At 74.1% G+C, this 11,811-nt stretch carries 15 protein-coding genes and 1 riboswitch; of the genes, 8 read left to right on the plus strand and 7 right to left on the minus strand.

What is annotated here, in order from left to right; translation table 11 throughout:
* Positions 1-5 precede the first annotated feature (5 nt).
* Positions 6-476, minus strand: a complete 471-nt coding sequence (locus ACQEVZ_RS04625) for a nucleotidyltransferase domain-containing protein (RefSeq protein ID WP_433361676.1) — start codon at positions 474-476, stop codon at positions 6-8.
* Entirely contained in the window at positions 473-1,132 is a 660-nt protein-coding gene (locus ACQEVZ_RS04630; RefSeq protein WP_433361679.1) for a LysR family transcriptional regulator substrate-binding protein, read from the minus strand. Before ACQEVZ_RS04630 ends, ACQEVZ_RS04625 begins: the two co-directional genes overlap by 4 nt.
* Positions 1,133-1,155: 23 nt before the next feature.
* Between ACQEVZ_RS04630 and ACQEVZ_RS04635 the strand changes: the two genes are divergently transcribed.
* Positions 1,156-1,626: a DUF5997 family protein gene (locus ACQEVZ_RS04635; protein ID WP_344510992.1), complete on the plus strand. Its 471-nt coding sequence runs from the start codon at positions 1,156-1,158 to the stop codon at positions 1,624-1,626.
* Positions 1,627-1,631: 5 nt separating this feature from the next.
* Here ACQEVZ_RS04635 and ACQEVZ_RS04640 read toward each other — a convergent pair whose 3' ends face one another.
* The 3 genes from ACQEVZ_RS04640 to ACQEVZ_RS04650 form a co-directional block, all read right to left on the minus strand.
* Positions 1,632-2,102 carry a DinB family protein gene (locus ACQEVZ_RS04640; protein WP_433361683.1) on the minus strand — a complete coding sequence of 157 codons (471 nt, stop codon included), beginning with the start codon at positions 2,100-2,102 and terminating at the stop codon, positions 1,632-1,634.
* Positions 2,103-2,417: 315 nt separating this feature from the next.
* Positions 2,418-3,299 (minus strand): UbiA prenyltransferase family protein, encoded by an 882-nt coding sequence (locus tag ACQEVZ_RS04645; RefSeq protein ID WP_354894826.1) that lies wholly within the window; start codon positions 3,297-3,299, stop codon positions 2,418-2,420.
* A 75-nt stretch (positions 3,300-3,374) separates the two neighbouring features.
* A complete protein-coding gene (locus tag ACQEVZ_RS04650) occupies positions 3,375-4,451 on the minus strand; it encodes a hypothetical protein (protein WP_433361686.1) in 1,077 nt (358 codons plus the stop codon).
* A 31-nt stretch (positions 4,452-4,482) separates the two neighbouring features.
* Positions 4,483-4,568: riboswitch (ZMP/ZTP riboswitch) on the minus strand.
* 114 nt (positions 4,569-4,682) lie between these two features.
* Here ACQEVZ_RS04650 and ACQEVZ_RS04655 point away from each other — a divergent pair.
* From ACQEVZ_RS04655 to ACQEVZ_RS04665, 3 genes are all read left to right on the plus strand, one after another.
* Positions 4,683-5,231 (plus strand): SigE family RNA polymerase sigma factor, encoded by a 549-nt coding sequence (locus ACQEVZ_RS04655; RefSeq protein WP_344511004.1) that lies wholly within the window; start codon positions 4,683-4,685, stop codon positions 5,229-5,231.
* The gene (locus ACQEVZ_RS04660) at positions 5,228-6,019 is read left to right on the plus strand and encodes a hypothetical protein (protein ID WP_433361690.1); all 792 of its coding nucleotides are present in this window, start codon (positions 5,228-5,230) and stop codon (positions 6,017-6,019) included. Before ACQEVZ_RS04655 ends, ACQEVZ_RS04660 begins: the two co-directional genes overlap by 4 nt.
* 135 nt (positions 6,020-6,154) lie before the next feature.
* Positions 6,155-6,580: a hypothetical protein gene (locus tag ACQEVZ_RS04665; RefSeq protein WP_433361693.1), complete on the plus strand. Its 426-nt coding sequence runs from the start codon at positions 6,155-6,157 to the stop codon at positions 6,578-6,580.
* On the opposite strand, the gene ACQEVZ_RS04670 is transcribed toward ACQEVZ_RS04665, so the two are convergent.
* Together ACQEVZ_RS04670 and ACQEVZ_RS04675 are read right to left on the minus strand one after the other, a co-directional pair.
* The gene (locus ACQEVZ_RS04670) at positions 6,552-7,250 is read right to left on the minus strand and encodes an SDR family oxidoreductase (protein ID WP_354894835.1); all 699 of its coding nucleotides are present in this window, start codon (positions 7,248-7,250) and stop codon (positions 6,552-6,554) included. The genes ACQEVZ_RS04665 and ACQEVZ_RS04670 overlap by 29 nt on opposite strands.
* A 54-nt stretch (positions 7,251-7,304) precedes the next feature.
* Positions 7,305-8,741 carry an MFS transporter gene (locus ACQEVZ_RS04675; protein ID WP_433361696.1) on the minus strand — a complete coding sequence of 479 codons (1,437 nt, stop codon included), beginning with the start codon at positions 8,739-8,741 and terminating at the stop codon, positions 7,305-7,307.
* A 78-nt stretch (positions 8,742-8,819) separates the two neighbouring features.
* Between ACQEVZ_RS04675 and ACQEVZ_RS04680 the strand changes: the two genes are divergently transcribed.
* The 4 genes from ACQEVZ_RS04680 (at position 8,820) to ACQEVZ_RS04695 (ending at position 11,794) form a co-directional block, all read left to right on the plus strand.
* Positions 8,820-9,506, plus strand: coding sequence for a TetR/AcrR family transcriptional regulator (locus ACQEVZ_RS04680; protein WP_433361699.1), 687 nt, complete (start codon positions 8,820-8,822; stop codon positions 9,504-9,506).
* A 161-nt stretch (positions 9,507-9,667) separates the two neighbouring features.
* Positions 9,668-9,982, plus strand: a complete 315-nt coding sequence (locus ACQEVZ_RS04685; RefSeq protein ID WP_344511016.1) for a muconolactone Delta-isomerase family protein — start codon at positions 9,668-9,670, stop codon at positions 9,980-9,982.
* A gap of 4 nt (positions 9,983-9,986) precedes the next feature.
* Entirely contained in the window at positions 9,987-10,907 is a 921-nt protein-coding gene (locus ACQEVZ_RS04690) for a zinc-binding dehydrogenase (RefSeq protein WP_433361702.1), read from the plus strand.
* Between the two features lie 44 nt (positions 10,908-10,951).
* Positions 10,952-11,794: an alpha/beta fold hydrolase gene (locus ACQEVZ_RS04695; RefSeq protein ID WP_433361705.1), complete on the plus strand. Its 843-nt coding sequence runs from the start codon at positions 10,952-10,954 to the stop codon at positions 11,792-11,794.
* Positions 11,795-11,811: the final 17 nt, after the last annotated feature.

An 11,811-nucleotide genomic window follows, 5' to 3' on the forward strand; every position in this document is an offset into this window, starting at 1 on the left:
CAGCTTCACGGGCAGTCCCCCAGCTGCCGCAGGTCCGCCCGGTCGACCTCGCGGGGCTCGTAGCCCTGGTGGAAGACCTGCTGAAGCCGCTTCGAGATGCACGGCACGGCCCGGCCGCCGATCGTGCCGATGGTGAGGTCGGCGCGCGGGTAGTCGAACCAGCCGCCGTCGAGCCCCTCCTGCCGTCCTTCACCGTCTTCGGTGAAGGCCACCGGGTGCAGGTCGACATACCCGCCGCCGGGGCCGGCGACCTCGACGCGGACGGGGCGCCAGTCGGTCTCGACCCGGTAGCCGAGCGCCTCGAGGGCCCGCAGCGCCTCGGCCTCCCGGGCGGCGTCGACGGCGAGGTCGAGGTCCCGGTGCTCCCTCGTCTGCCGGCCGACCAGGGCGTCGATGCCCCAGCCGCCCGAGATCCAGTGCGGACAGCCGGCCGCCTCGAGGGCGCCGAGCACCTCGTGCACCTGGGCCTCGTTCATCGCCGCTTGCGGGCCTTGGCGCCCGGCTGCGGCCTGGCGGGTCTTCTCGCGGGTTGCTCCGGAGCGCGGCCGCGGGTGCTGTTGGCGGTGCGGCCACGGACGATGCCGATCATCTCCTCGACCAGGTCGGTGTGGCGGTCCCGCACCCAGGCCAGCCCCACGGACGACGTCGGAGCGTCGATCAGCACGCGGTAGGTCAGGTCCTTGCGATGGTGCGCGCGGGCGAGGGACTGCGGCACCACCAGTACACCTGCCGAAGACGCGACCCATTCGACCGCGACGGCCGTCGTCTCCGGCCGCTCCGCCAGCACCGCCGCCGGCATCGACGGCCAGGTCAGGGTGTCGTCGAGCGGGCTCAGGAGGGTCTCGTCGGCCAGGTCGGCGACGGTCAGCTCCTCACCCGCGGTGAGCAGGTGGTCCTTCGGGACGACCACGACGGTGGTCTCGGTGTACAGCGGGATGGCGTGGAACGCGTCCGGATCGACCGGCAGGCGGACCAGCCCCGCGTCGGCACCGTCGAGCAGCAGCCCCGGCGCGTCCTGGGCCGGGACGGGCTCGACCAGCAGCTCCACGTCGGGCAGCCGCTCGGCCCACAGACGGGTCCACTTGTCCACGGTCACCCCTGGGACGACGAGCAGGCGAAACGGCGTGGGCATCCGGCCAGGGTACCCTTGGCCGCGTGAGCCCGAAGAAGTCCCAGGTGATGAAGCCCGCCACGGCGGCGCTGAAGCTCGACGTGTATCTGCCCGCGACCCCGCAGGAGTTCCAGGACGGGATGGTGTCCCGCGAGGAGCTCGACGAGCTGCAGCGCAACCCCCCGCAGTGGCTCGCCGACCTGCGCAAGGACGGCCCGCACCCGCGCAACGTGGTCGCGGCCCGCCTGCGGGTGTCCAACAGCGGGCTGGCGCGCGGGGGCATCACCGACCCGCTCACGACCGCGCAGATCGCCGCCCTCGCCGCGGACCCGCCGGAGTGGCTGGTCAAGGAGCGCGAGATCCACGCGGAGAACAAGCGCGAGGAGCGCCGCCTGCAGGCCGCCCGCGAAGAGGCCGCCGCCGCGCCCGTCCAGCAGAAGGCGCCCGCCAAGAAGGTGGCGTCCGCGAAGAAGCCCGCCCCGAGGAAGGCCGCCGCCGCGCGCCGCGGCCGGTAGCGCGGCTACGCGTCCAGCAGCTGCTCGCGCAGGATGTCGGCGTGGCCGCAGTGCTGGGCCAGCTCGCGCAGCACGTGCAGGTAGACCCAGCGCAACGGCAGCGGCCCCCGGCGGTTGCCCGGCAGCAGGTCGTCCAGGTCGAGCCCCGCCGTCGCCCGCCGGGAGGCCGCGCAGGTCTCCCGGAACGCCGCACGCACGGTGGCGATGGTGTCCGTGTCGTCGAGGACGAAACTCTCGTCGGGTGTTTCCGGGATTCCGATCTCGGCCCGGGGCCGGCCGGTGACCGCCTCGTCGAACCACACCTTCTCGACGAACGTGACGTGCTTCACCAGCCCGAGCAGCGTCGTGCGGGACCGCACCAGCGACCGGCGCGCCTGCTCCTCGGTGAGCCCGTCGAGGCACGCGGCGAGCGCCTCGCGGTGCTCGTCGACGAACGCCTCCAGCTGCACCCGCATCGGGTCGTGAAAACCGGTCATCACACGACCTCCGGGCGGCACGGGAACGACGTCACGTCACAAGATCATAGCGGCGTCCCGGTCGTCCGGGGCTCCATGAGCGCCGCGCGGAGCCGGTCGTAGGTCGGGGCGAGCGCGCGCAGCAGGGCGGCGGCCGCGGGCAGGTCGCCGGGTCCACCTCGGCCGGGATGAGCAGCCCCTGCTCCGCGTACAGGCGCAGGGCCTTCGGCGACAGCCGCGAGGCCGCCCCGAACTGCCCTGCCAGCAGGTGCTTTCCGTCCACGCCCCCGAGTCTGCGGCCTTCCCTTGGGGCAAGGTCAAGGACCCGCCGCCGCGTCAGCCGATGTACGCGAGCGCGAAGCCGATCGTGGGGATGCCGAACAGGATCGACACCACGGCCATCTTCGTGATCGTCGGGCGGCGGGTCAGGACCGCGTAGGCGGCGAGCAGGACCGGTGTCATCAGCAGCTGCGGCACGAGGGTCGAGCGCGGCACCAGCACGTCCAGCCATGCCAGCAGCACGCAGAACGCCAGCGCCGCCGCCCACAGCGCGACGCCGAGCCGGTGCGCGGACCGTGGACCGAACCGCACGGCGAACGTCGTGTCGCCCGCGCCCGTGTCGGCGGCCAGGTCGGTGACGGTGGTCGGCACGTACAGAGCGGCGGCGAAGAGCAGGCCGATCAGCCCGAACTGCCACGGGAACTCCCACGGCGGCCGGGTGATCGCCCAGCCCGCGGCCGGCGACACGACCCCGACGACCAGCGCGTTGACCGCGACGTCCCAGCCGGGCCGGGTCTTCAGCCGCAGCGGCGGCACGCTGTACGCCCAGCCGAGCAGCAGCACCCCGGCGACGCCGAGCACGAACAGCGGACCCACGTACAGGGCGGCCGCGACGCAGGTGACCGCCAGCCACCGGTACCACACCCGCAAACGCCTGGCGGAGACCGCTCCGGTGACCAGTGGGGCCGTGGCCTTGCGCGGGTTGTCGCGGTCGCTGCGCAGGTCCTGCAGGTCGTTCTGGGCCAGCACCGCGCCCCAGATGAGCGGCCCGAGCACAAGCAGCGCCACGAGCGCGCGCCCCCGGTCGGCCGGCGCGGGCAGCCAGTCGTGACCCGCCAGCACCGTGCCGAGGTACGCCGGCACCCACGACACCGGCCAGAACCATGGCCGCGAGACCGCGACCAGTACCGCGGCCGGACGTTCCAACACCGCCGTCATACCCCGATCATCGTCCTCGATCCCTGTGCCCGCACTGAGAGCCGCGTCATGCCGGGGGCCGCCCTGCCTCCGGGCTCAATGGCAGAACAGCCGGATTCCCGTCCGGACGAGGGTGATGCCGCGGCGGTCGCACTCGGCGGACACGTCGGTGGAGCGGATCGAGTCGCCCGGTTCGGCGATGTACCGCGCGCCGTGCCGGGCGGCGTGCTCCACGTTGTCGGCGAAGGGCAGCGCCCCGTCGGAGACGAACGCGATCCCGTCCCTCCCGGCCAGCCAGGCCTCCCGGTCGGCGGCGCCGAGCAGCTCCACCCGCCGGAGCTGCTCGGCGACCCGGTCCTGCACCTTGTCCTGGTCGCCGGTGGGCACCGCGGGGTGGCGGCGCAGCCACCACGTGTCGGCCTTGGCGCCGGCCAGCCTGGTGCAGTCCACCCGTGACTGCTGCCCCGCGCCGACCCCGAGCACCATGCCGTCCCGGACGTAGGTGACCGAGTTCGACTGCGTGTACCTGACCGTCACCAGCCCGAGCAGCAGGTCGTCGGCCGCGGGCCCGGGCAGCCCTTCGCCGAGCAGTTCCCGGGTCAGCGGGGCCTCGTCGCGCGGCTGGGTGAGGCGCATCCCGTACACCTCGCGACGCTCCACCGAAGGGGGCCGGAACGCCGGGTCGGCCTCGACGACGAGGAACCGGCCGCTCTTCTTCGCCGCGAGCGTCGCCACCACCCCGTCCTCGAACCCGGGCGCCACGATCCCGTCGGACACCACCCGCCGCAGCAGGTCGGCGAGCTCGGCGTCGACGGGCTCGGACACCGCGACGAAGTCACCGTAGGAGCTCTTCGGGTCCGCGTCCCGCGCCCTGACGTACGCGCTGGTCAGCCGCCCGGTCGTGGCGGAATTCAGCCGGTACGTGGCGGCCATGACCCCGTCGAGCGGACCCGCGGTCGCGGCCCCGGCGGGCGACACGTGCTTGAACGACGCCGCGACCGGCCCGCCGAGCGCGGCCGCCGCCTCCCGCACCAGCTGCCAGGCCCCGGCCGCGTCGAGCACGTTCACAAACGACGGCGCCCCGTGCAGGAACCGCAACGGCGGCCGCCCCGGGTCGATCGATGTCATCTTCGCGGGCCGCTGGTGCGGGTTCATGCCATAGCGCAGGTCCACCGTGCCTCCGTTTCGCAGGACGTCTGCTTCCCGGAGGCGCCCAGGCGGACGGCGCCACACCCATCGATCCGGCCGGTCCCCGGTGGTGCCCCACCCGCGCCAGTAGCGGCCACCCGCAGCCTACCGGCCCTCGACGGTGCGTTGTCACGGGCGAACTCGCCAGAGGCGTGAGCGTGACCGCCTGCCCGAGCAACCTGTTTCCGCGTGCTGTACGTGTCTATCGCGATGATGATGCGAATTCTGAGGCGCGGCCGGCGCCCGCACGACGACGAGTTCGTCGCGTACTACGCCGCCCGCGCCGGACACCTGAGAAACACCGCCTTCCTGCTGTGCGGGGACTGGCACCTCGCCGAGGACCTGACCCAGACGGTGTTCACGAAGCTGTACCGCGCGTGGGGCCGGATCGACCGGCACGACGTGCTCGACCAGTACGCGCGGCGGGTGCTGCTGCGGGCCTTCCTCGACGAGCGCCGGCGGCCGTGGCGGCGGGAACGCCCGACGCCCGACGACGAGGTGCTCGACGCGAGCGTCCCCGACCAGCGGGGCGTCGAGGACCGGCAGGTGCTCAAGCGGGCGCTGCTGCGCATCCCGAAAGGGCGGCGGGCGGTGCTGGTGCTGCGCTTCTGGGCGGACCTGTCGGTCGAGCAGGTCGCCGACGTGCTCGGCTGCTCCACCGGCACCGTGAAGAGCCAGACCGCCCGCGGCCTCGACAACCTGCGCGAGGTGCTCGGCGACACCCTCGAAGACCTCAGACCGACCAGCCCCGGAGGACTCCAGTGAACGACGTGAAGATGCTCTGCGACCTCGCCCTCGACGACGCGCCGCCGCTGCGTGAGGCGGAGCGGGTCCTCGCGGTCGCCGCCCGGGCCGCGAGGACCCGCGACCGGGTCGTCGCCGCCACCGCGGGTCTCGCCGGCGTGACGGTCGCGGCGGCCCTGGTCGCGCCCGCGCTGCTGCCGTCCCGCCCGACGGCCCCCGCGCCGTTCGTCGCCGTGCCCGCCGCGCAGCCCACCGCTTCTCAGGTCGCGTCCGCGGCGCCGGTACCGTCGGCGCAGGCGCTCCCGACGCACGACCGCGCCGTGTACGACCTGCTCGTCGCGGCCCTGCCGGCGGGGTACTCGGGACACACCCAGTACCCGTTCGCCGGTCCGAGCACGCCGGCGATGCGCCTGGACTCGCCGACCGGTTCGGCGCTCGTGGTGATGTCCGCCCACGTCGTCGTCTCGGACGGGCACGGGGAGGGCTACCTCGGCGCGTACCTGGCGCAGACCAGCGAGACCGTGCCGCCCGGCGGCCTGTGCGCCCTGCCCGACGCGGGCCGTGACTGCCGCGTCGTCGACGTCGCCGGCGTGCAGGTCGTGGTCTGGCTGGAGGACCACGGCGACGGCGGCGACGTCATCGTCGCCCGCCGCTACCTGCAGGGCGGCCACTTCAGCGTGACCGCCCAGCGCACCGTCCCCGTCTACCCCCACGACACCGCCACGGACCGCAAACCCGCCCTGGACAAGGCGTTCCTCACCGCGGACCAGGTCGCGGCGCTGGCCGGCAACCCGGCGATGCTGCCCTGATGCCGTCCTAGCGAGGCAGACGCGTGGCGTCGGCGACCAGCCGGCGCCACGCCAGCTCCGCCCGGCTTCCCACGGCCTCAGCGCCGGTGCGGTCGCGCTCCCCGCAGCGCCGCCGGTCGTCGGTACAGTGGCGGCGTGCTGCGGCGTGAAGGTGACGTGCTGCTGGCGCCGTGCGCCCAGTGCGGCGGCACCAGCCGGAGCCGGCCGCAGGAGTTGGTCTTCTACGGGCACATCGAGTCGTCCGTCTCGACGCAGTGCGACTGCGGCGCCGCGAGCGAGGCCTGCGGTCGGGGTCCGCTGACCGGAATCGCACGGGAGGCGCTCATCGCCCGAGTCGGGCTCGCCCGGGTGCACGCCGACCCCGAGGTCAACCGTCCGGTGCGGGTGCGGCTGCTCGCGGTGTTCCGCCGGGATGGGATGACGATCGCCGAGGCCGTCGACGCCTACGCGCGCCTGACGAGGGACGGCATCACCGACACCCCGGCCGTGACGCAGTTGCTCGCCGACCGGCTGGCGGCGGCGGGCGGGGCGGTCACGACAGCTGCGGGTACACCATCCTGAGGTCGGCGGCGAGGGCCTGCTTGGCGCCGGTGGCGGCGTCGTCGACGAGGATCTCCAGGTCGCCCCGGGCGACGCCGTCGGCAACGGCGGTCGCGACGGCCGCGGGGTCGAGCTTCGGCACGTCCCAGCGGGACATCATGTCGGTGTCGGCGGCGCCGAGGTGGACGCCGGAGACCTGGGTGCCCTGGGCGGCGAGCTCGAGGCGGATGCCGTTGGTGAGGCTCCACTCGGCCGCCTTCGCCGCGGCGTAGGACGTGGCGTTGAGGAACGTGATCCACGACAGCACCGACAGGAGGTTGACGACGGCGCCGCCGCCGTTGGCGGCCAGGATCGGGGCGAAGGCGCGGACCACGCGGAGCGTGCCGAAGAAGTGCGTCTCCATCTCGAGGCGGATGTCGTCGAGGTCGCCGTCGACGAGGTTGGCGAACGTCGCCACGCCGGCGTTGTTGACCAGCAGCGTGACGTCGCCGGCCGCGGCCGCGGCGGCCTCGACCGATGCGGCGTCGGTGACGTCGAGCGGCAGGACCGTCGCTCCGGGCAGGTCGACGGATCGCGGGTCGCGGGCCGTCGCGTACACGGTCGCGCCGCGGGCGAGCAGTTCGCGGGCGATGTGCAGGCCGAGGCCGCGGTTGGCGCCGGTGACCAGCGCGACGGATCCTTCGATCTTCATGGTTACCTCCCGAAGTGGTCCGATCACGGTATGGCATCGACGCGCGGCAGGAGATCAGCCTTTGCGGCTACGGCGGATCGCCCAGAGGACGAGGGCGGCGCAGACGGCGGTGAGCGTCAGCGTCGCGACGGTGACGGCGTTTTCGAAGCTGTGGGTCGCCGCGGCGCGGGTGCCGACGTCCGTCAGCGGACCGGCGAGCGCGGCGGCCACGATCGTGCCCGTGACGGCCATGCCGACGCTGCTCGCGACCTCCTGGCTGGTGTCGTTGAGCGCGGCGCCGATGGAGGTCTGGTCCTCGGGCAGTCCGCGCATGACCGTCACGGCGGCGATGATCATGACGACCCGCATGCCGGCGGCCGTCAGTACCAGCGCGGCGGCGATCCAGGCGTAGTGCTGCCGGCCGAGGAGGCCGTAGATCAGCAGGCCCGCGATGACGGCGGCCGCGCCGACCGGGCCGGCCAGGCGGGCGCCGATCTTCTCGACGAACTTCTCCACGAACGGCCCGACCGCGAGCATGGTGACGATCTGCGGGAGGTTGCCGAGCGCGGCCTGCGCCGGTGACCAGCCCCAGACGAGCTGCAGCTGCAGCGAGACGCTGAAGGTGAGCACGGCGAGCCCGAGGCCGATCGCCGCCTGGTACGCGAGGCTGGCCGACACCGACGGGCGCTTGAGCAGGGCGAAGTCGAACATCGGGTGGGCGGTGCTGCGCTCCCGGAGCACGAACCCGAGCGCGCTGAGCACGGCGCCCGCGCCGGCGAGCCACGGCTTCGCGTGACCCCAGCCCTCCTCGACCGCCAGTGTGGCCGTCCACAGGGCGAGGATGATCGTGGCCGTGCCGAGCAGGGCGCCGGGCAGGTCCAGCGGCGAGCGGTTGCGGTGCGCGGGGTCGTCGGCGGGGACGCCGAAGCGGATGCACGCGATCGCGAGCGCCGCGATCGGCACGTTGAGCAGCAGCAACGCCTGCCACGGCAGCACCTGGATCACCAGTCCGCCGACGGTCGGCCCCACGGCCAGGCCGACGAGGCCGACCGAGGAGATCAGGCCGGTCGCCCGCATCAGGAGGTTCTCCTGGTCGAACAGCCGGAAGCACAGCGCCATCGTCCCGGGTGCGGTCATGGCCGCGGTGACGCCGATGACCGCCCGCACCGCGACGAGCTGGCCCGGCGTGCGGACCGCCAGCACGGCGAGGCTGGCGAGCGCGAACAGGCCGAGTCCGATGAGCATGACCCGCCGGGTCCCGTACCGGTCGGCGATGGAGCCGAACGCGATCATCAGGCCACCGAAGAGCAGCGAGTAGCCGGAGGTGATCCACTGCAGGTCGGCGGCGGAGGCGTGGAGGTCCCGCGTGATGGTGGGCAGCGCCACGTTCAGCACGGAGTTGTCGAGCATCTCCACCAGGAAGACGACCGACAGCCCGAGGATGGCGGGCCAGACCGCCCGCAGGGAGGTGGCCTGCCCCGGCTTGCGCACCTCGATGACGTCGACACTCATCTCGCACCCCCTTCTGGAATGTCATTCCATTACTCTCCGATTCTGGAATGACATTCCAGTCCGTGTCAAGATGGAGGCATGCCACAGACACCCGCCAAGGGCCGCACCGCACGACTGTCGAGGGAGGTGGTGGCCGCCGCCGCCGTCGAGCTGCTCGACGAGCACGGCGAGCGCGGGCTCACGTTCAAGCTGCTCACCGAGCGGCTCAAGACGGGTGCGGGCGCGCTGTACTGGCACGTGGCGAACAAGGACGACCTGGTCCGCCTCGCCGCCGACCGGGTCATGGGCGACGCGCTCACCGGCGGCGCCGACGCGTCGCTGCACACGCTGGCCCTCGCGATCTACGACACCTTCGAGCGGCACCCGTGGGCCGCGTCCCACATCGGCGTGGTCCCACCACAGCCCAACGCGCTGCGCCTGCTGGACCGCATCGGCACGCTGGTCGCGAAGACCACGCTGCCGCCCGAGCGCCACTTCGTGACCGCCACGGCCATCTTCAACTTCGTCACCAGCGTCACCGCGCAGGAGAGCAGCAACGCCGCGACCGCCGCCCCCGGCGTGAGCCGGGACACGGTCCTGGCCGAGCTGGCGGCGCAGTGGGAGGCCCTCGACCCGGCCGCGTTCCCGTTCCTGACCCGCGCCGCCGCCGACCTGCGCGACCACGACGACCGCGACCAGTTCGTCGCCGGCCTCGACCTGCTCCTGGACGGCCTGCGCCTGCAGGAGCTCAAGCTCGACACCGCGACGGACCCCGACCGCCCCTGACCGCTCCCCTGACCGCTCCCGGACCGCTCCCGGACCGCTCCCGAACCCCTGCGGGGACGGTGTCGCGGGGCTCCAGGAGCGCTCCAGTCCCGCTGCACCGGCCGCGAACAGGCTGGTCCGTGAGCCCGCGCCACGCGGGACGCTCACCCTGGAGGGCATCCATGGCACTGTTCGCCGTCTTCACGCACCAGAACCCCATCGGGATCAGCTCCGACGAGTTCCGGCACCGGCTGCCGGAGGGCTTCGGCTACATCCAGGGCCTGATCGACAAGGGCATCATCAAGCACAGCTGGATCGTCGTCGGCCAGTCCGGCGGGCTCAACATCTACGAGGTCGCCTCGCACGAGGAGCTCACCGACGTCCTGTACGGCAACCCGCTCTCCTCGCACCTGCGCCTCGAGGTGCTGCCGCTGTCGACGCCCGGCGGGTTCGACGTCGACGCGTTCGCCAACCGCGACCTCGCGCCCGCGGGCTGAGCCCGTGCGGGCGCTCGTCACGACCGGCGGGGGCGAGGCCGCCCCCGCCGACGTCGGCGAACCGGACCCGGCGCCCGGGGAGGCCGTCGTCGCGGTGCACGCGGCCGGGCTCAACCGCGGCGACCTGACCGTGGCCGCGAGCCTGCCAGCCGGGTCGCGGCTCGGCTGGGACGTCGCCGGGGTCGTCGAGCGGGCCGCCGCCGACGGCTCCGGCCCGCCCGCCGGCGCGCGGGTCGTCGGGCTCGCGGGGCGGGACGGGTTCGCCGAGCGGGTCGCGATCCCCGCCGGCCATCTCGCCGCGCTGCCCGACACGGTCCCCGACACGACCGGCGCGGCGCTGCCGGTCGCGGGCCTCACCGCCCTCTACGCCCTCCGGCACGCCGGCTGGCTGCTCGGCCGGACGGTCCTGGTGACCGGCGCGGGCGGCGGCGTCGGCCGGGTCGCGGTGCAGCTCGCGGCCGCCGCCGGCGCGCGGGTCATCGCCCGGGTGGGCACGGCGGGCCGCGGCGACGGCCTGGCGAAGCTCGGCGCCGCGGCGGTCGGCCTGTACGGCGACGCCATCGCCGAACCGGTGGACGTCCTGCTCGACAGCGTCGGCGGCGCAGCCCTGGAACAGGCGTGGACGTCGGTCGCCGAGGACGGGGTCGTGGTCAGCTACGGCAACACGACCCGCGAGCCGCTGCGGCTCCCGCTGGACTGGGGCCGGCTCCGGCCGGGGGTGTCGCTGCGGTACCTGCACCTGTTCCAGGAGACGCGCCGGCAGCCGGTCGGCCGCGACCTCGCCACGCTCGTCGGCCTCGTGACGCAGGGCCGGCTCGACCCGCAGGTCGCGCTCACGACGCCGTGGTCCGACCCGGCACCGGCCTGGGACGCGCTGCGCGACCGGAAGGTCAACGGCAAGGCGGTCCTGCGCCTCGCGCTGTAGCGGGACTGCAGCGGGCGTCGACCGGCCGTTCGTAGCGTCGCTGCATGGCTACCTTCACCAGCTACGACGGCACGGTCCTGCACTACGAGTCGATCGGCGACGGGCCGCCGCTGGTCCTGGTCCCCGGCGGTCCGCGGGCCGCCGGGTACCTCGAGGACCTCGGCGGCCTGTCGGCGTCGCGGACCCTCATCCGCTACGACGCCCGCGGCACCGGCGCCTCGCCCCGGCCCGCCGACCCGGCCACCTACGCGTACCCGAGCCTCGCCCGGGATGTCGAGGCGCTGCGCGCCCACCTCGGCCTGGACCGCCTGGACCTCCTCGGCCACTCCGCCGGCTCGGTCGTCGCCAGCGCCTACGCCGCCGGGCACCCCACCCGGATCGACCGCCTGATCCTCGTCGCACCCAGCCCGCAGCTGTACGGCAAGGGCGGCGACGACGTGGGCGACATCCTCGCCACCCGCACCGACGCCCCCTGGTTCTCGTCGGTCAGCGACGCCGCGGGTGAGCTGCTGAGCCTGCCGCCGGACACCCCACCCGCCCAGGTGTTCGACGTCCTGGACCGCTACACCCCCGCCGCGTACGGCCGCTGGGACGCCCACCAGCAGGCCCACGCCGCGACGCAGCGCACCGGGTTCGCGCTGGACGCCTGGGCCGGTTTCTGGGCCGGCACCTCCACCGGCTGGCTCGACGACTTCGCCACCGTCCCGGCCCCGGTCCTGGTCCTCACCGGCGACCGCGACGCCCTCACCGGCGTCCGCATCGGCGACGTGGTCGCCGCCGGCCTCCCCCACGCCCGCCACGTCACCATCCCCGGCGCCGGCCACTACCCGTGGGTCGACGAACCCGCGGCGTTCGCGGCCGCCGTCGCCGGCTTCCTCGCCGCCTGACCGGTCGAGGGGCCGGC

Source organism: Dactylosporangium sp. CA-152071, assembly GCF_050936335.1.
GTDB lineage: Bacteria > Actinomycetota > Actinomycetes > Mycobacteriales > Micromonosporaceae > Dactylosporangium > Dactylosporangium maewongense.

What these genes read in the sequence shown, in the direction of transcription:
- ACQEVZ_RS04655 (WP_344511004.1), top strand. Translation starts at nt 4,683, where the DNA reads ATGCGAATTCTGAGGCGCGGCCGGCGCCCGCACGACGACGAGTTCGTC.
- ACQEVZ_RS04625 (WP_433361676.1), bottom strand. Translation starts at nt 476, where the DNA reads ATGAACGAGGCCCAGGTGCACGAGGTGCTCGGCGCCCTCGAGGCGGCC.
- ACQEVZ_RS04640 (WP_433361683.1), bottom strand. Translation starts at nt 2,102, where the DNA reads ATGACCGGTTTTCACGACCCGATGCGGGTGCAGCTGGAGGCGTTCGTC.
- ACQEVZ_RS04645 (WP_354894826.1), bottom strand. Translation starts at nt 3,299, where the DNA reads ATGACGGCGGTGTTGGAACGTCCGGCCGCGGTACTGGTCGCGGTCTCG.
- ACQEVZ_RS04675 (WP_433361696.1), bottom strand. Translation starts at nt 8,741, where the DNA reads ATGAGTGTCGACGTCATCGAGGTGCGCAAGCCGGGGCAGGCCACCTCC.
- ACQEVZ_RS04695 (WP_433361705.1), top strand. Translation starts at nt 10,952, where the DNA reads ATGGCTACCTTCACCAGCTACGACGGCACGGTCCTGCACTACGAGTCG.
- ACQEVZ_RS04680 (WP_433361699.1), top strand. Translation starts at nt 8,820, where the DNA reads ATGCCACAGACACCCGCCAAGGGCCGCACCGCACGACTGTCGAGGGAG.
- ACQEVZ_RS04670 (WP_354894835.1), bottom strand. Translation starts at nt 7,250, where the DNA reads ATGAAGATCGAAGGATCCGTCGCGCTGGTCACCGGCGCCAACCGCGGC.
- ACQEVZ_RS04630 (WP_433361679.1), bottom strand. Translation starts at nt 1,132, where the DNA reads ATGCCCACGCCGTTTCGCCTGCTCGTCGTCCCAGGGGTGACCGTGGAC.
- ACQEVZ_RS04685 (WP_344511016.1), top strand. Translation starts at nt 9,668, where the DNA reads ATGGCACTGTTCGCCGTCTTCACGCACCAGAACCCCATCGGGATCAGC.